General features: G+C 69.9%; 22 protein-coding genes and 1 tRNA gene. 12 read left to right on the top strand and 11 right to left on the bottom strand.

Annotated features, from left to right (window positions below; translation table 11 throughout):
* Positions 1-112 precede the first annotated feature (112 nt).
* Positions 113-1,405: a hypothetical protein gene (locus ACFYYJ_RS12915; protein ID WP_389131694.1), complete on the bottom strand. Its 1,293-nt coding sequence runs from the start codon at positions 1,403-1,405 to the stop codon at positions 113-115.
* A gap of 65 nt (positions 1,406-1,470) precedes the next feature.
* On the opposite strand from ACFYYJ_RS12915, the gene ACFYYJ_RS12910 reads away from it, so the two are divergent.
* A tRNA-Val gene (locus ACFYYJ_RS12910) sits at positions 1,471-1,542 on the top strand.
* Between the two features lie 388 nt (positions 1,543-1,930).
* Positions 1,931-2,161, top strand: coding sequence for a helix-turn-helix transcriptional regulator (locus ACFYYJ_RS12905; protein WP_389131692.1), 231 nt, complete (start codon positions 1,931-1,933; stop codon positions 2,159-2,161).
* Positions 2,162-2,434: 273 nt separating this feature from the next.
* Here ACFYYJ_RS12905 and ACFYYJ_RS12900 read toward each other — a convergent pair whose 3' ends face one another.
* Entirely contained in the window at positions 2,435-2,626 is a 192-nt protein-coding gene (locus ACFYYJ_RS12900; protein WP_389131689.1) for a hypothetical protein, read from the bottom strand.
* A gap of 148 nt (positions 2,627-2,774) precedes the next feature.
* Here ACFYYJ_RS12900 and ACFYYJ_RS12895 point away from each other — a divergent pair, with 148 nt between their 5' ends.
* From ACFYYJ_RS12895 to ACFYYJ_RS12855, 9 genes are all read left to right on the top strand, one after another.
* Positions 2,775-4,025, top strand: coding sequence for a Twin-arginine translocation pathway signal (locus tag ACFYYJ_RS12895; RefSeq protein ID WP_389131686.1), 1,251 nt, complete (start codon positions 2,775-2,777; stop codon positions 4,023-4,025).
* Between the two features lies 1 nt (position 4,026).
* Positions 4,027-4,341, top strand: a complete 315-nt coding sequence (locus ACFYYJ_RS12890; RefSeq protein WP_389131683.1) for a 4a-hydroxytetrahydrobiopterin dehydratase — start codon at positions 4,027-4,029, stop codon at positions 4,339-4,341.
* Positions 4,342-4,371: 30 nt separating this feature from the next.
* Positions 4,372-4,524 (top strand): hypothetical protein, encoded by a 153-nt coding sequence (locus tag ACFYYJ_RS12885; RefSeq protein ID WP_389131681.1) that lies wholly within the window; start codon positions 4,372-4,374, stop codon positions 4,522-4,524.
* 9 nt (positions 4,525-4,533) lie between these two features.
* Positions 4,534-4,824 (top strand): hypothetical protein, encoded by a 291-nt coding sequence (locus ACFYYJ_RS12880; RefSeq protein WP_389131679.1) that lies wholly within the window; start codon positions 4,534-4,536, stop codon positions 4,822-4,824.
* Between the two features lie 171 nt (positions 4,825-4,995).
* Entirely contained in the window at positions 4,996-5,331 is a 336-nt protein-coding gene (locus ACFYYJ_RS12875) for a DUF6233 domain-containing protein (protein ID WP_389131676.1), read from the top strand.
* Between the two features lie 23 nt (positions 5,332-5,354).
* On the top strand, positions 5,355-5,564 hold the full coding sequence (locus tag ACFYYJ_RS12870) for a hypothetical protein (protein WP_389131675.1): 210 nt from the start codon (positions 5,355-5,357) through the stop codon (positions 5,562-5,564).
* Positions 5,561-5,770 carry a hypothetical protein gene (locus ACFYYJ_RS12865; protein ID WP_389131672.1) on the top strand — a complete coding sequence of 70 codons (210 nt, stop codon included), beginning with the start codon at positions 5,561-5,563 and terminating at the stop codon, positions 5,768-5,770. The genes ACFYYJ_RS12870 and ACFYYJ_RS12865 overlap by 4 nt, the downstream gene beginning before the upstream one ends.
* A gap of 609 nt (positions 5,771-6,379) precedes the next feature.
* Positions 6,380-6,586 (top strand): hypothetical protein, encoded by a 207-nt coding sequence (locus ACFYYJ_RS12860; protein ID WP_389131669.1) that lies wholly within the window; start codon positions 6,380-6,382, stop codon positions 6,584-6,586.
* Between the two features lie 23 nt (positions 6,587-6,609).
* The gene (locus ACFYYJ_RS12855) at positions 6,610-6,876 is read left to right on the top strand and encodes a hypothetical protein (RefSeq protein WP_389131667.1); all 267 of its coding nucleotides are present in this window, start codon (positions 6,610-6,612) and stop codon (positions 6,874-6,876) included.
* Positions 6,877-7,024: 148 nt separating this feature from the next.
* Here ACFYYJ_RS12855 and ACFYYJ_RS12850 read toward each other — a convergent pair whose 3' ends face one another.
* Positions 7,025-8,068: a hypothetical protein gene (locus ACFYYJ_RS12850; protein WP_389131665.1), complete on the bottom strand. Its 1,044-nt coding sequence runs from the start codon at positions 8,066-8,068 to the stop codon at positions 7,025-7,027.
* A 385-nt stretch (positions 8,069-8,453) separates the two neighbouring features.
* On the opposite strand from ACFYYJ_RS12850, the gene ACFYYJ_RS12845 reads away from it, so the two are divergent.
* Entirely contained in the window at positions 8,454-8,846 is a 393-nt protein-coding gene (locus tag ACFYYJ_RS12845; protein ID WP_389131662.1) for a hypothetical protein, read from the top strand.
* 54 nt (positions 8,847-8,900) lie between these two features.
* On the opposite strand, the gene ACFYYJ_RS12840 is transcribed toward ACFYYJ_RS12845, so the two are convergent.
* The 8 genes from ACFYYJ_RS12840 to ACFYYJ_RS12805 all read right to left on the bottom strand — a co-directional run bounded on the left by ACFYYJ_RS12840 (position 8,901) and on the right by ACFYYJ_RS12805 (position 14,802).
* Positions 8,901-9,251 (bottom strand): hypothetical protein, encoded by a 351-nt coding sequence (locus tag ACFYYJ_RS12840; RefSeq protein WP_389131659.1) that lies wholly within the window; start codon positions 9,249-9,251, stop codon positions 8,901-8,903.
* 424 nt (positions 9,252-9,675) lie between these two features.
* Positions 9,676-10,032, bottom strand: coding sequence for a hypothetical protein (locus tag ACFYYJ_RS12835; RefSeq protein ID WP_389131657.1), 357 nt, complete (start codon positions 10,030-10,032; stop codon positions 9,676-9,678).
* 3 nt (positions 10,033-10,035) lie between these two features.
* Positions 10,036-10,923: a hypothetical protein gene (locus tag ACFYYJ_RS12830; protein WP_389131654.1), complete on the bottom strand. Its 888-nt coding sequence runs from the start codon at positions 10,921-10,923 to the stop codon at positions 10,036-10,038.
* Positions 10,924-10,976: 53 nt separating this feature from the next.
* On the bottom strand, positions 10,977-11,357 hold the full coding sequence (locus tag ACFYYJ_RS12825; protein WP_389131651.1) for a hypothetical protein: 381 nt from the start codon (positions 11,355-11,357) through the stop codon (positions 10,977-10,979).
* 8 nt (positions 11,358-11,365) lie between these two features.
* The gene (locus ACFYYJ_RS12820; protein ID WP_389131648.1) at positions 11,366-11,821 is read right to left on the bottom strand and encodes a hypothetical protein; all 456 of its coding nucleotides are present in this window, start codon (positions 11,819-11,821) and stop codon (positions 11,366-11,368) included.
* Complete coding sequence (locus ACFYYJ_RS12815; RefSeq protein ID WP_389131646.1) at positions 11,818-12,897, bottom strand: hypothetical protein; 1,080 nt, start codon at positions 12,895-12,897, stop codon at positions 11,818-11,820. The genes ACFYYJ_RS12820 and ACFYYJ_RS12815 overlap by 4 nt, the downstream gene beginning before the upstream one ends.
* Positions 12,897-13,940, bottom strand: a complete 1,044-nt coding sequence (locus tag ACFYYJ_RS12810; RefSeq protein ID WP_389131644.1) for a hypothetical protein — start codon at positions 13,938-13,940, stop codon at positions 12,897-12,899. The genes ACFYYJ_RS12815 and ACFYYJ_RS12810 overlap by 1 nt, the downstream gene beginning before the upstream one ends.
* 10 nt (positions 13,941-13,950) lie before the next feature.
* Positions 13,951-14,802, bottom strand: coding sequence for a phage distal tail protein (locus ACFYYJ_RS12805; protein ID WP_389131641.1), 852 nt, complete (start codon positions 14,800-14,802; stop codon positions 13,951-13,953).
* Between the last annotated feature and the right edge of the window lie 8 nt (positions 14,803-14,810).

Genomic DNA, 14,810 nt, shown 5'->3' with positions numbered 1-14,810 from the left:
GGCAGCCATACCGCCCTCCTCTACTCCGTTCCCGGCAACCCGGGCACCTCCAGCATCCGTCGCCGGGCACCCGGGGACAAATCCGAGAAACGGAGATGCATCGGGTGACGTCCTACCGGGCGGAGGCGCGCCCGTCCCGGATGTCCGACACCACCCGGCCCACCGCGAGCCGGACCCCCTCCATCTCCTGAAGGAAGTGCCAGTAGTCGGGATGCCTCCCCTCCAGCCCGGCCAGCGCCCGCTCCACCCGGGCCACCGACTGGTCCAGCGGCCCCGCGTGCCGCGGATCGGGCACGCTGCGACCCGCCATCGCCAGGCGCTGGGCATCGCGGATCGCGAACCGGGTCCGGTCCACCTCCGCCTGCGGATCCCGCGCCACCGCCTCCAGCCGTGTCAGCCGGTCCTGCGCGGCCGACACCGCCTCGTCCGTCGCGTCCAGGGAGGTACGGACCGCCTCGATCAGCGCCGACACATCGGCCCAGCGCTGCTCGTCCCGCGCCCGGCCGGCCTCGAACAACCGGTCCTCCGCCTCCGCGACGTCCCGTACCGCCTGGTCCGGCACGTGCTGGAGGTCCTGCCAACACGCGGCCGAGAACCTCCGCCGCAGCTCGCTCAACACCGGATCCACCCGGTCCGCCCGGTTGCGCAACGCCTGGGCGCGCGTACGCAGGCTCACCAACCGCCGGTCGATCTCCGCGGCCCGCTCCGGGAGCCGCGCGGCCTCGGCCCGTACGGCCTCCGCGTCCCGCAGGATCCGGTCCGCGCGCTGCACCGTCTCCTGCACCCCGTGCAGGGCCGCGCCCTGGTTCAGCTTGGTCAGCTCCGGCCCCAGCGCGGCGAGCCGCGCCGCCAGGTCATCAGCCCTCATCCCCTTGGCGCGTACGGAGTCCAGCGCGTCACTCGCCGCCAGCAGCGCCGCCTTCGCCCGCTCCCGGGCCGGCGCGACCCGCGCCAGCTGCGTCTCCGCCTTGTCCAGCAGCGGCTGCAACCCCTGCGCGAACCGGTCCAGCTCCCCCTTGACCCGCACCAACTCGTCCCGGGCCCGCGTCAGCTGCTCCCGGGCCCGCGCGGCGACCGAGGCCTCCAGCTCGGCCCGGTCCAGGTCGTGCGCGTCGACCGCCTCGATGTACACGCGGCTGACCTGGTCGATGCGCTGCCCGAGCGCCGCGAACCCCTCGCTCGCCTGCCGCGCGGCGGGCGACCCGTCCGCCGCCGCGATCGTCTCGATGGAGATCCGAAGATCCCGCTGCGCGGTGTCCAGCTCGTAGAACGCCGCGGCGGCGGCATCCTTCGCCGCCTGCGCGTCCGCCCGCCGACTCTCGTCCCGCCCGCCGAACCACCGCCGGGATGCCGTCGTCACAATCCCTCTCCCGTACGCGTCCGCGCCAGCCCTGCCCCGCTCCATTCTCCCCCACGGGAACGGGTTTGCGTGGGGGGTGTGCCCGGCATGTAGGCTGTCCACTCATCCACGGGTGCGTAGCTCAGGGGTAGAGCGCTGCTCTTACAAAGCAGATGTCGGCGGTTCGAAACCGTCCGCGCCCACCGCGTTGACCTCGGAAGAGGTGAAGGAAAGCCCAGGTCAGAACCCTCTGAGCCTGGGCTTTCTCATCTTTGCGTGCAGCTTGCCTACGCGCCAGTGCAGTCTCGCTACGCTCTCATGCAGGGTCACTACGGCACTCCGCCCCCTAAAATCCCCCCAAGGGAACACGGTGTCGTTGCAGGTCAGGGGCCAAATGCGGCGACCCCCCTCCATGCGTCGGAGGGGGGTCGCCTTGCCGCTGGATGCCTGACGTCGCCCAACCACGCTGATGGTGGGACCCGCGCCGCTACACCCTACGGCCGCCTATGTCGTCGACTCGGTCGACGTTGGTACCGAAAAGCGGGATGTATCCCGCAGACAAAACGATCTTCAGGTCTGAGTGTCTAGTAGGTGCAACCCGCTACACCCCCCTGGATCGCCGAAGCCCGCGTCAGACTGGGCAACCGCATCCGCGATGCCCGTCTCGATGCGGAGCTGACGCAGGACAAGCTTGCCGAGTTGGCCGGGATCGACCGGACAACCCTGCAGAAGACCGAGGCCGGCAAGACGGACCCGAAGTTCTCACAACTGCTCCGCCTTGCGCGAGCCCTTCGCCTCCCGGCGAAGGACCTCATGCCGTAGTCCTGGTGTCCGCATGCCCAGTTTCGGTCAGACGAACGGTTTCCAGTCTGCCTGGCATATGCACCCGTCCGGAAGTGTGTAAACAGATATATGCAGACGGTCACTTCGCACCCTGTGTGAAAAGTTAACCAACGGTCATGCTCTACCGTCGACTTGGGTGCTGGCAAGTCGAACGCATGCGCGAACATTTGTGGCAGCGAACGGCTGCGCGAAGCCACCCGGGCGTGTCTGGTTCCCGCCTCTCCGCTGCCGCCGCGGCGGAGAGGCGGGGGCCTAGGTGCCGCCGTGGCCGGTGCAGGCCCGCGGGAACCAGCGGACCGTGGCGCCTGCTCGGCCGGCGCGACGCTCGCCAAGGTCGACCGCGGTCTCGTTGTCGAGGTGGATCCCGCAGAACACGCATGCGCTGCCGCGGACCTGCTGCTCGGACAGCTCTGACAGGGGCGGCAGTTCATCGAGCGCGTCCATGATCCCTCGCGATTCGTCGGCGGTCGGTGGCGGTGTACAGAGATGATGTCCATGCACGCAGACCGGCAGATAGGCCATGGCGTGGCCACGCGTGGCCACGTGGCGGCCATGGCCCGAGGTGACCGCGATGAGCCCCCAGACTGAATCCATGAGCCACCGCAACGACGCGTTGAGAGCCGCCCGGCTGCGGGTCGGCTGGCGCACGATGGACGCCGCGGCGGCAGCCCTGCAGGCCCACGGGCAGCAGCTCCTCGACGACCCGCACTACACAGTGTCCGCGCGAACATGGCGCCGCTGGGAAGGCCACGCCGACGACCGGCGTTGGCCCCCGGAGGAGACGGCCATCGTGCTGCACGACGCGCTCGGCAGGTGGCCCGAAGACCTGGGATTCCCGGCGCCCGCCGGCTGGATCCGCCCCGAGGCACACCAAGAGGATGACGTGAAGCGACGCGCTTTCGTGTCCGTGACCGCCGCCGCGCTGATGCCCGGCCCCACGGCCACCCAGCACGTAGACCCGGCCCTCATCGACTACTTCCAGCAGCAGCTCGAGGGCCACTACCGGGCCGACATGCTGCTCGGCCCCCACGACCTGATCGGCACAGTGAGTGCCCAGTACCAGCTCATCGACAAGCTGGTGCGGTCCGCGGCCGGGGAGACCCGCCGCAGCCTGCTCCGGGTCGGTGCCGCCTACGCGGCGCTCGTCGGCTGGCTGTACCAGGACGCCGGCGACCTCGGTGCCGCGGCGTTCTGGCGGGGCATAACGCAGGAGATCGCCGCCCGGTCGCGGGACCCGCACCTGATCGGCTACAGCCTCGTCAACCTGGCCCAGGTGCGGACCGACCTGGGCGACGGGCACGGCGTCATCGACCTGTGCGAGGCCGCCCTCGACGACGAGCGGATCTTCCCCAAGGTGCAGATCATGGCGATGCAGCAGCAGGCCCACGGGGCGAGCCTGACCGGCGACCGCACGGCCGTCGACCGGCTCATCGACACCGCCGACGGACTGCTCGCCCGAGTCGACGACGACCTCCCCTGGGGCAATGCCTGCCGCCGCACGCCCGGCTACCTCGAGGTACAGCGAGCCACCTGCTACGGCCGGCTCGGCCTCGGCCGGGAAGCCGACGCCCTGTGGCGGCAGGTGCTGGCCGCAGTGCCGTCCACCGCCCGCCGAGACCGCGGCGTGTACCTCGCCCGGCACGCGTCCGCCGCCGCAGCTGCGCGGGAACCGGACCACGCCGTCGAGATCGCCAGAGAGGCGGCGACGATCGCCGTGGAGACCCGTTCCGCGCGGATGGTCCGCGAACTCCTCACCCTGGAGCGGGCCATGAGGCCATGGCACGATGCCCCGGTAGGCCGGGACCTCGCGGAGATCCTGGCGCCTGTGACTGAGGGGAGCTGACATGGGTGCGCTGAAGCCGATGACGCACGAGGAGATCGCGGAGGGTCTGGCCAAGCTGCCGGGCTGGACGCAGGAGGGTGATGCGATCACCCGCACGTACCCGATCCGCTATCACGCGGCGGTCGCGGCGATCGTGACGATCGCGGACCGATCCCGTCGGATCCAGCACCACGCGGACCTGGACCTGCGGATCGACCACCTGCGGGCGTCCATCACCACACACGACGCCGGCCACCGGCTGACTGCGGCCGACTTCGATCTGGCCCACCGCATCGATGAGATCGTGGCCGCGCATCAGGCCCTTCCTCTGGACTGACCGTCGGGCCTCCCCGATACCCTGTTCGACATGTCCGCCACCCGTCCCGCCCGCTCTGCGGCCGAGGTCAACGCCGAGATCCGGGCGCTGGTCGCCGCGGGTGGGGCGGGTACGGACCGGTACCGGGAGCTGCTCGTCGAGTGGGGCGAGGCGATGCGCGCCGGGGTCGAGCCGGCGGCATAGGATCCGCCGGTGGCAATCGAACTGAACGACGACCTTCTGGCCCTGCGGCAGGCTGCGGATGATGCGCACGCCGAGGTGCGCCGGCTGCAGGAGGAGTACGGGAAGCCGACTCAAGAGGGCGGCTGGACCGAGGAGCAGCACACCGCCTGGAATGTGGCGGTGGAAGCCTGGCGGGACCGGGCCGCCGAAGTCCAGGACGCCATCGCCGACCACGCGAAGGCGACGGGGCAGGACCGCGGGAAGCTCGAGGCTGCGGTGAACGCAGCGGTCCGGCATCCGAAGCCGGCCGACGGGTCCTGACGCACCTCCGCCCCGCCGGGCGCTGTCCCCGCATGGGGTCCGGTGGGGCGGGATCGTGCAGCTGCAGCCCGCAGCGCCCCCGCAAGCTAGGGAACTGCTCGCGGATGATGTGTCCACGCTAGACCCAGGCGCTGACAAAGGGCATGCGCCGATCGGCGTAGAATCGAACTTGTGTCCGATCTGCCGCCCGACCTGCCCCGCCTCCGCACCCTGGAGACATGGCTCCAGCTGAGCCTCGACCGGGTCCGGCAGCAGATCGCCGACGCGGAGAAGCGCCACGCCGAGGTGGCCGCCCGCCTGCCGCCCGCGCCACCGCCGGACTGGGAGCTGGAGCTCGACCTCAGCAAGCATCCGTCGATGGTCCACGTCGGCGGCTGCACCATGGGCGGCAAGGGCTTCCGATCCCGCCCGGTCAGTCGCACGGACGCGCTGCGGCTCCTCTGCGTCGACCGGCTCGAGGCCTGCCCGTACTGCCGACCGGACGCCGAGCTCGGGGTGCTGGACTGACCGGACCGGCGCAGGCTGGAGGCATGACCGAGCCGCGTGTCGTCGTCTACCCGCCCGACGAGGACGGAACCCGCAGGGTGCGCGTGGACGGGGTGATCCTCGGACGAGCGTTCGGCATGGCCGATGTGATCGAGTTCCTGCGCCGCGCGGGCCTCGACGACGAGGCGGAATGGCCGCCGATCGAGTGGCGCGGCGGCGGGCCCGAGGTCTGGACGGCAGCCGACCAGCCGTGACGCGCGCACGGCCCCGCCGTTACCCGAGCGTGGACTTCGACGACCTGATGGCCCAGCCCGGCGACCGGCTCCCGCTCCTCACCCGCGGCGAGGCCGGCGCGCTCATCGCCCTCCTCGGACAGCTCGCCGACGGCGCGGACGAGAGCCTCCGGCTGGCCGCGGGCGAGATTCAGGCCCGGATCGGGATGCGGCTGCCCGCCGAGTAGACGCGGACACGAAGAAGCCCGCCCCCGCTGGATGCAGGAGCGGGCGTCGGGATCAGGATGGGTGATGGCTTGCCAGATGAGCCGTCGCAGCTGCCGCGGCTTCATCGCTCGTGCGCGCGGACCCCCACTTGGCGCACCGCACCGGTGTGGAGCCGACGACTCGATCAGTGCGGCAGTGCCAATCCCACGGCGTCGGGCTGCCCGGCACGGAGCTCCGGCGGACGGTGTAGTTCTTGGGACTCACTTCAGACCTCCGGTTGGTTGGTAGCGCATAACGTTCCCTTAAGCGCCAGGATTTGAGGGCTCCAGCGGACCGCCGGCGACCCCTCGCTCGCGTCGCCGACGTGTCACGTACCGGTGCAGGTCTCCGAGGATCACGTCGGTCAGCGTCCGCCCCTCGGCGGCAGCCTCTTCCTTGGCCGCGTCCCATAGGTCCTGCGGCACACGGATGTTCTTGAGTGGCGTCTTGCCGGTGGCGGGCCGGGCCATATCTCCCCCTTGAAGGTGTGGGTACAGAAACTAGCATCCGCCTGCATGGAGACCTTGACAAGAGTGCATTGCGAGCGCATTCTGTAGGTACAGAAACAACCCGCGAACAGGGAGATTCAAGTGAACGACTTCATGGTCGGTCAGCGAGTCCGCCTCACCGCCGACTTCCTTCCGGCCTGGCCGCAGGCCTACTCCGCACCCGCCGGCACCCTCGGCACGGTCGTCAGCCTCCCGAAGCAGCCGCTCCACGGACACGGCGTGCTTCTCGACGAAGACCCCACCGGCCTCCCCGTAGCCGTCGACTCGCGCGAACTCGAAGCCATCTAGCCTCGACCCTCAAGGAGCCTGACATGCGACCGACACCCACCACTGCTGGCGACTGGCACTGCGCGCTCATCGACCACCTCACCCACGAGCTCGTGGTGCACACCCGGATGCAGCCGATGCAGGTCGTGGTGGTGGCGTGTGCCGCAAGTGACGGGCGGGCATCACTGTCCGTCCGACCGGATGGCACCCCCGAAGCCGAGGCTCGGTGGCGGCCTCACGTGTCGATGCGCCTGTTCTTTGCCGACCGGTCGGTGGGCTGCCGTACCTGCCAGATGCCTGTGGCCCGTTAGGAGACCCAATGCCCTCCGCTCCTCACCTGCCCACCCCGCACGCCGGGGTGGGCATTGCCCTGCCAGGCTCGGACCTGTTCGAGACGGTCCGCCGCAAGCTCATCGACGACCTCGGCCCCGCCCGGTAGGGCGGGGCTTTGCTGTCGGCCTAGGTGCGGGGCTTGTGCGGCAGCAGCGGGTTGTTGCGGCGCTTGTCGGCCGGCCGGACATAGGCCAACACCTGGGTGGAGTTCTTGCTCCACCGGCCGTGCTCGGCGATGAAGGGGACAGGGACTCCCCGTTCGGCCGCGTCGGTCGGACCGCCTGCGCGCAGGCCGTGGGCCGTGGTCCGCTCGGCGTCCGTCAGGTTGGCGGCCTTGGCTAGCTTCTTGACGATCTCGCCCACGGCGGCAGCCGACATCCCCTTACCCACGGCTCCACGCGCATGGATGCAGCGGAGGAGGGGGCCGTCCACAACTCCGAACTCACGAAGGCCCTCGAGGTACAAGGCGACGATGCGGCCGGCGTCGATGTCGGGGGCGAGAGCGCGGGGGACGTCGACGTCTTCGCCCTTGGCATTGGTGTCAGTCTTGGACATGGGGATGAAGACGGTCACCCAGTCCTCGGAGATCGCCAGCTGGCTGATCTGGATGGCAGCCAGCTCGGAGCGTCGGCCCATCAGTCCGTAGCCGAGCACGAGGATCGCCGCGTCCCGCCGTCCGCTGAGCGAGTTCGGGTCGCACTGCGCGAGGAGGAGGCGGAGTACGTCGAGCGTGACGGCCTTCGCGCGGCGCGGTCGCCAGCCGGCCTTCGCGCGGTCCTGGCGGTGGACCTTGATTAGCTCGCGGGCGGCCCGGGTCGGTGGCTGCCCCTCGAAGCCAGCGCGGAAGTGGGCGGTGCGGATGGCGGAGAGCGCCTGATCGAGGCTGTTGGGCGAGTAGGGCTTGCCGGTCGTGGTCGATGTGGATCGCATGAGGTGGCCGATGAACTCGGCGACGGTCTGTCCGGTCATGGGGAGCGCGGTGCGCTGCTCGCGCTCGCACCATGTGATGGCCATCCGCCACCACCGCTTGTAGGCGCGGTCGGTGTTGTCGGCGATGGAGCGCTTGAGGTCGGCGATGGTCTCGCCTGAGAGGTGTTCGTCGTTGGTGCGCGGTGCAGGCAGTTCAGTGACGATCTCGGCTTGATGTACCGGTTCGAGTTCGCTCCCCACGTTCACCCTCCTTTGAGGCGGTATGTGACTAGAACTAGCGTACCGGTTAAGGCCCTTGATACGTGGGGGTTATCGCGGCCTCGGCTCCCCAGTGGTCGCGATTCCGCAACACGGCCCCCGCCTCCAATGTCGGGGCGCTACCGTCTCGACCTCACCAACCTCTGGGGTCACCATGCGCATCCGAACTCTCCCTGCCGCTCTGCTCCTTCTTGCCGCAGTCTCCGCCTGCAGCGGCGGAAAGCCCGCCGCGGCGCCCCCGCCTCCTGCCAGCCAGACAGCCCCCAAGCCTGTGCCGTCGGCAGCGTCTCCGGCGCTCGCGTTGGGCGCCGCAGCCGAGACGGTCGGCGCCGGTGGCACGGGACGGCTGGAGCTGACCCCGACATCCGTGACCTACCTGCCGGCCGGGACCACCTTCGACAAGCCCACGCAGGGGCAGTTCGCCTTCATCACCATCAAGGCCAGGCCGACAACGGCAGTGGCTGCAGCTCAGGCAGCGCCGATCACCGGGGGCGGCTGGAGCTGGATCGCCCCCGACGGGCAGGCGATCGAGCAGGGAAACGGCCAGGCATTCAATGTCGTCGCCGAGTCCTTCAACGCCGGCGGAGCTGTCCAGCCAGGCAGCTGGGTCTGGGACTCTGCGGTCTTTGACCTGACCAAGGCGCAGGCTGGAGGGACACTCGTCTACACCGACGGCGAGGGAACGACCATCCGGTGGAAGATCCCCGCTGAGGACGCGGGTGCCGAGGTCGCTCAGGTCAAGAAAGAGCTCGCCCCCTGAGACGGCGAAACGCCCCACCGCCGTAGCGGTGGGGCTGCTCGCACTCCAGTTCTCTCACACGTCGTGGTCGATGAACTCGCGAGCCTTGGGAGGAACCGGGGGTGCGGCCGGCGGCTCCATGCCGAGAGACCGGATGTGGACGCTCAGCCCGCGGACTCTGTCGATGAGGTAGCCGACGGCGACGAGGGCGCCCTCGACGCGCTTCTCGGCAAGGTTGGCTTGCTCGCGCAGGGCGTTGATCTCGCCGCCCTGCCGCAGCAGTTCCTTGTCCATCCGGTCGGTGACGGCGGCGAAGTCGTCCCGCGATTCCTGCCTCTTCGAGCGCCGCGCTGCTCGCCCGGCGAACGCGCTGGCTACGGCAGCTGCGCCGGTGAGTCCGACCTGAGCCCACGTCTCAGCATTCATAGGGTGGCTCCGCTTTCTTGGTGCGGGACGGCTCGGGCCACCCGGCAACCACGAGGACCGGGGCGGTAATCACCGCCCACACGGCTGCCGCTACCCAGCCGCGGGGGTAGCCCCCCGAGAGCCAGGCAGCGAGGTACGACACCATCCACGGCACCACCACGAGTGGCAGTACGAGGAAGGCGGCAGCGTCACGGCCCGGCGGAGCCCACGCACATACGAGCGCCACAACGCCCGCAACGATCCAGCACCAACCCCAGTAGTCCAGGGGTCGGATGCTCAGTACAAGCTGCAGCCCGCGCTGGTCTGGCTGGGGAGTCGTCAGCTGCCCATATCCGTAGAGGAGCCAGACGAGCCCATAGCTGGAGAGGATTGCGCCGCGGCGGCCCAGCTGACGCCTGAGCCGCCGGACCGCACGGCACTTCACCTACACGCTCCGGACCGGCGCCACGGCTGTGGCCGGGGCGGGCGCGGTGATCTGCGTTCGGTCCCACATGGCGACGACGGCGGCTGCTGCGGCGAGGACGACGGCCTGCTGCTCGGCGGACCAGTCGAGGCCGAAGCCGACGGCGAGCGCGAGGGCGGCCTGGGCGAAGCCGACGACCGCGGCACCGATCGCGTCACCCGCGATGATGGCGAGGATCAAGCCGACGAGGGCCGCGGCGACCGCGTTGATGACGGCCTGCTGCTCGGCGGAGACGTGAACGCCGAACGCGGCGAGGAGCTTCACGCCGATGGCGACGAGGCCGAGCCAGAGCGCCGGCTCGCGGTGGAAGATCTTCATGGGTCAGACCGCCTTCGGGGTGGCTGCGGGGGCTACGGTCACGGTCACCTTGAGGGTGCCGTCGGCGAGGGCCTGCCCGATCTCGGCCGGGGTCATCTTGCACTTCGCCGGCAGCGCGGCGAGGACCGCGTCGTAGGCCGCGAACTTCGAGTGGAGCGCAGGCACGACGTTGGCCAGCGGGTGGCCGCCGCCGGGCACCTCAGGGGTCGGGGACATGCTCTGGTTGAGCCAGTACAGGACGGAGTGTGCGACGTCGTCCGGGGTGAAGCCGGCCATGGGGTCCTCCTCGATGGGGGCGGTTGGTGTGGTGGTTGCGGCACCGGCGGCCAGGAGCGCCGTGCGGTCGATCGCGCCGGGGTCCCAGTGGTCGTTTCCGGGCACGTTGGAGTGGCCGTAGTGGCCGCCGCGTGTGAGCCAGGTGTTCAGCGGGCGCGGCGAGTCGTCGCTGTACGACTGGGCGAGGCGCCCGGCAGGCCACTCGTCGGGGATGCCCCAGGAGCGGATCGCGCGGAGCAGGGCCTGGAAGTTCTTGCCCGGCTTCCAGTAACCGGTGAACGCGGTGCCCGCCTTGGCCATGACCTCGACCTGGATGCAGACGCGGCCTGTCCGGTTGGTGCGGACGCTCCCCGCGTTGACGAGGGCCTTGGCCGACTGGTTGAGGGGCCCGAACTGGCCGAGCATGTCGGTCTTCGGGTCGTACAGGATGTGGGGCTCGTAGTTCTCCGACATCAGGTAGTCGGCGGTCCCGTAGAAGGCGTCCGCGCTGCCGGAGCTGCCCTCGGTCGTGTGCCAGACCACGCGCGGCGGATTGCCCGGGGTGTCCATGGCGCCGGCGCCCGCGATGTTGCCGTCCCCGAGCCGGATGGCTTCGGGGATCCAGATCTCGCCCATCGGCGATACCTCCTGGGCATGCGAAAGCCTCGGTCGAGCCGGGGCTGGGTTGGTCAGGTGAGGGCGACGTCGGCGGCGTCGAAGTGGGTGGAGAAGTTGCTGTAGTGGCGGAGTACGACCTGGTGGCCGGCAGCCGTATACGGCTGGGCCAGGTCGACCGCGGTGCGGGGACCGCCGATGTAGTCGCCGGCGTTGTGTGGCCAGCCGGGAATGTCGGGGTCGCTGGTGATGGCGTACACCACCCACTGGGTGCCCTCAGCCGTCGTGCGGGCCAGGGCCATCAGCCACAGCTCGCCGTACACGGTGTCCTGCCCTGACTGGGGCGGGGATGCTGCGCCGGCACGGCCGGTGCGGTACTCCTCCTCGGCGTAGGCGTCGAGCGCCGCGGTGAACGCGGGCCCGGTCAGGTTGCCGAGGGTGTTGACGAAGCGCACGAGGCCCCCTAGCGAACGGCACGGATGAGGCGGACCTGGGCGGCCACGCTGTTGCCGCCGCCGGTGCGCTGGGCTTCGACGGTGAGGGTGTACTCGGCGCCTGCGGCCACGCCGTGTACGTCCGTGTAGTCGAACGGATCGCCGGCCGCGGTGGTTGGGCCCCACTGCACGCCGTTGATCAGGACTCTCACGTTTCCGGTGGTGCCGGAGCCGGCCGTCGTTGTGAGTGCCAGCCGCAGGGAGGAGCCCCAAGCCACGTTGGAGCAGGATGCGATCGTGACGTAGCCCGCCGAGGTCGTCTGCGGCCACACCGCGGGATCCGCCGGCAGTGGCGGCAGGAGACCGTCCGCGGCCGACAAGTCCGGCTGCTGGGCGCGCAGCTCGTCGAGGTCCCGCCGCAGCAGGGCCAGCCGCCGGCCGAAGTCGCTGAGGTCTGGGGGCAGCTGCTCGAGGCGCCGGTTCATGCATCCTCCAGCAGCGTCGGGGTCAGCCGGTTCGAGGCCACGTCCAGGGACCATGCGTAGGCGCGGGCGATTGTCTGGATGCCGGCCGGATGCCGCGGGGAGGAGGTGACATCCAGGCGGATGCTGTCGCCGAGGACCCAGTCGACGCCGAGCCGCGGTGCCTGCGAGGCGACCGCCTCAAGAGCCCAGGCTCGGGAGCCGGTCCCCATCAGAGCCAGGGCCTCGGCCGCGTGCCGGTCGAGCTGGGACGTGTCCGTGATCCCGGACGCTGGAGTAAAGCGTTCCTCCCACAGCGCCCACGAGTTCGCGAGGAGGTCGTCGGCGGTGTGGACGCTGCTCGAGGCGCGGGCATCGCTGGAGCGTTCGCCGCGGGCGATGACTCGGGTTGCGCCGGAGCCCTTCTCGTATGACTCAGTGAGGCTGTATCGAGTCATACAGCCCGGCAGGTCGAACACCGCGGCTGGGAGGTCGCTGATCGTGCCGATCGTCGGGGCGATCCGCAGGACCAGCTGGAACTTCGTCTGGGCGGCGTCGCCCCAGATGGTGTCGATGACCCACTCGGGGCCGCCCTCCATCTGGGATACCTCCTGCACCCCGGACAGGATCGTGCGGTCCTCGTCGTCGGCCATCGTGTAGTCGATGAGGACGCCCGTGTCGGTCGTGTCGAGGATCAGCGGCGGGCCGTCCGTCAAAGCAGGGGTGGCAAGGGCTGCCATGACCGCGGTCTGGTCAACGCCGGTCGCCGTGTAGCTGCCGGGGTAGCGCCGATCCAGGTACACCTCGGCGGTCGCCGCGGTCAGGCTGACCTCGGGACCGGCTCCTCCGGACCGGACCAGGGTGATGCCCGACCACAGCGGGATGCCCGTCGCCGCGTCGACCGCGACCAACAGCGTGCGGCCCGGGTCCGTGGCCTCGGGCCAGCCGGCCGCAGCCCCCTCCACGACGAGGCTCCCCTGCACAGACGTCGACGCACCCAACTTTCGCGACAGGGCGCCCGCCTTGAACGACCGCAGCTCTTCGCCGATCCGCCCGGTCCGCAGGTCGCAGCCGTACCAGGCCAGCTCGACCGCGGCCATCAGGCCGACTCGTACTGAATCGACCAGTACAAGCGGGAGTTCGACGACGCCGCAGCAGGGGAGGTGTTGCTGACCTGGCCAGCGCTCGACGAGTTCGTGCTTGTTTTGACAACGAACACCATGGTTGTGCCACCCGAGTCGATCTGTCCCGCGCCCAGGTAGTCGTTAGCGAAGGCGACCGCGTAGTCCGCGACCCCGAACGTCACGATGCCGGCCGAAGCCGCGGCGACCGGCAGCGACATCGACCAGACGCCCGTCCCGCCGTTCGACGTCGACCCCAGGATGAGCGTGCCCAAGTAGTGGATCTGCTTGCCGACGCGCGTCCAGCGGGTCGTCAACGATCCGTTGCCGAGCGTCGGGTTGGTGGTGCTCGCGGTCCACGACGGGGTGTATGCGACGTAGTCGCCCTGCGCCGCCCACACCGACCCGGTCCAGTACTCGGGCACACCGCGAACGGTGTTGAAGCGGGCCTGCCCCGTGTACACGCCGGCGATGGCGATGTCCGTGGCCGAGGTCACGGGCAGGATGCCGCCCGGGGCAACCGTGACCTGCCGGATCGTGGACGAGATCGTCGACGACGACGCGCCGCCGCCGCCGGTGTTGGGGACGTTGATCGTGGCCAGCGGAATGTAGATGATCGTGCCGCCCGGAACCGGGATCGCCGGCGAGCCAGACGGCGTGCCCGTCAAGAGCACGGTGTCGGCCTTGTATAGGCCGGACGAGTCGACGGAGTTGTCCCAGATCCGGACGTAGACCAAGTCGACGCGAGCAAAAGTGGCGTTGGCGGCGGCGATCGTTCCCGGGCTGGTCGCAGCCAGTTGGAATCGGTACGAGCGCCCGGACCGAGTCGCGACACCGACGCCCGCGGTGACGTTTACCGTCGTCCCGCTGCGGCTCACCGCCAGGCCGATGTCGCCGGCGCGGATACCCGCACGCATGCCGCCGGCCGTGCCGTCGGCCATGAACATCATCGTGTCCATCTTGCCGAGTTCGGTCTCGTCGTAGTTGAGGGTCGGGAGCCAGAGCGGATCGGTGGCAACCACGGTGGGCTCCTTACATCCAGGCTGACCGGACACTGCCGGTCAGCAGAGCGGCGGGATCGGACGAGTCGGCGTACCAGCCGACCTCGACCGCGGTACCGGGTGGGATCTCCGGCCACTGCCCGGACAGATACAGGCGCCGGGACGTCGTGCCGTTCAGGACGGCCGAGTGCAGGTCCGTGTCGATGACCAGCTCGTCGCCGACCTCGAGGGTGCTGCCGTACAGCAGCGCGCGGACCGTTCCGTCCGGGTACTGCACGGTGATCGTCGGATTGGTCACCGGTCCCTCGACCGTGAACGTCGGCCGGGTCGCGATGTTGCCCTCGTTGACGAGGGTGATACTGCCCGCGACAACCGTCGTCGAGATCGACAGCGGAACCGTGAGTGGAACTGTCAGGCCGCCGGTAGTCGACGGTAGAGCTGTCGACTGAGACTGCAGGGTGGTGCTGTACCGGCGGGGGTCAGCGGCCGTGACCATGGCGCTGTACGTTGCGCTGTACGGATTCACCAGCTCGACCAGGACTTCGCCGCTGCGGCGTACTGTCACCTGTTTCGGGACGGTCTCCTCGACGACGAGGACCGTGTCGGTGAGGGCGACCGCGGTGTAGAGCTGCTCGATCGCCGCGTCCCTGGCTGCTGTCGTGGGGGCGGCGATGAGCCCCTCGATGGATATCGGTCTGGCGTCCAGGTAGGCGGGGGACGCCCAGGCGCCGTGGTCAGCTTGGCGGGGGTGGAGCTCTGCCCGAACTCCGGGAGAGCTCCACCCCTTGACCTTGGTGGGGAGCCAGGTCACTCCGGCGTCGTCAACGACGCTCAATGGGAGCGAGCCCAGCTTGATGGGGGTGCCGCCGAGCTGCACCGCCATGAGGCACC

This window comes from Streptomyces sp. NPDC002467 (assembly GCF_042889825.1).
In the GTDB taxonomy this organism is placed as follows: domain Bacteria; phylum Actinomycetota; class Actinomycetes; order Streptomycetales; family Streptomycetaceae; genus Streptomyces.
Note: the sequence above shows the minus strand (reverse complement) of the source record. Positions and strands in the feature narration are given on the sequence as shown.

Bases quoted from the DNA above. Each gene is read 5' to 3' on its own strand.
- ACFYYJ_RS12895 (WP_389131686.1), top strand. From the start codon at position 2,775: ATGAGCCACCGCAACGACGCGTTGAGAGCCGCCCGGCTGCGGGTCGGC.
- ACFYYJ_RS12835 (WP_389131657.1), bottom strand. From the start codon at position 10,032: ATGAAGATCTTCCACCGCGAGCCGGCGCTCTGGCTCGGCCTCGTCGCC.
- ACFYYJ_RS12885 (WP_389131681.1), top strand. From the start codon at position 4,372: ATGTCCGCCACCCGTCCCGCCCGCTCTGCGGCCGAGGTCAACGCCGAG.
- ACFYYJ_RS12830 (WP_389131654.1), bottom strand. From the start codon at position 10,923: ATGGGCGAGATCTGGATCCCCGAAGCCATCCGGCTCGGGGACGGCAAC.
- ACFYYJ_RS12820 (WP_389131648.1), bottom strand. From the start codon at position 11,821: ATGAACCGGCGCCTCGAGCAGCTGCCCCCAGACCTCAGCGACTTCGGC.
- ACFYYJ_RS12855 (WP_389131667.1), top strand. From the start codon at position 6,610: ATGCGACCGACACCCACCACTGCTGGCGACTGGCACTGCGCGCTCATC.
- ACFYYJ_RS12915 (WP_389131694.1), bottom strand. From the start codon at position 1,405: ATGGAGCGGGGCAGGGCTGGCGCGGACGCGTACGGGAGAGGGATTGTG.
- ACFYYJ_RS12870 (WP_389131675.1), top strand. From the start codon at position 5,355: ATGACCGAGCCGCGTGTCGTCGTCTACCCGCCCGACGAGGACGGAACC.
- ACFYYJ_RS12805 (WP_389131641.1), bottom strand. From the start codon at position 14,802: ATGGCGGTGCAGCTCGGCGGCACCCCCATCAAGCTGGGCTCGCTCCCA.
- ACFYYJ_RS12840 (WP_389131659.1), bottom strand. From the start codon at position 9,251: ATGAATGCTGAGACGTGGGCTCAGGTCGGACTCACCGGCGCAGCTGCC.
- ACFYYJ_RS12815 (WP_389131646.1), bottom strand. From the start codon at position 12,897: ATGGCCGCGGTCGAGCTGGCCTGGTACGGCTGCGACCTGCGGACCGGG.
- ACFYYJ_RS12900 (WP_389131689.1), bottom strand. From the start codon at position 2,626: ATGGACGCGCTCGATGAACTGCCGCCCCTGTCAGAGCTGTCCGAGCAG.
- ACFYYJ_RS12890 (WP_389131683.1), top strand. From the start codon at position 4,027: ATGGGTGCGCTGAAGCCGATGACGCACGAGGAGATCGCGGAGGGTCTG.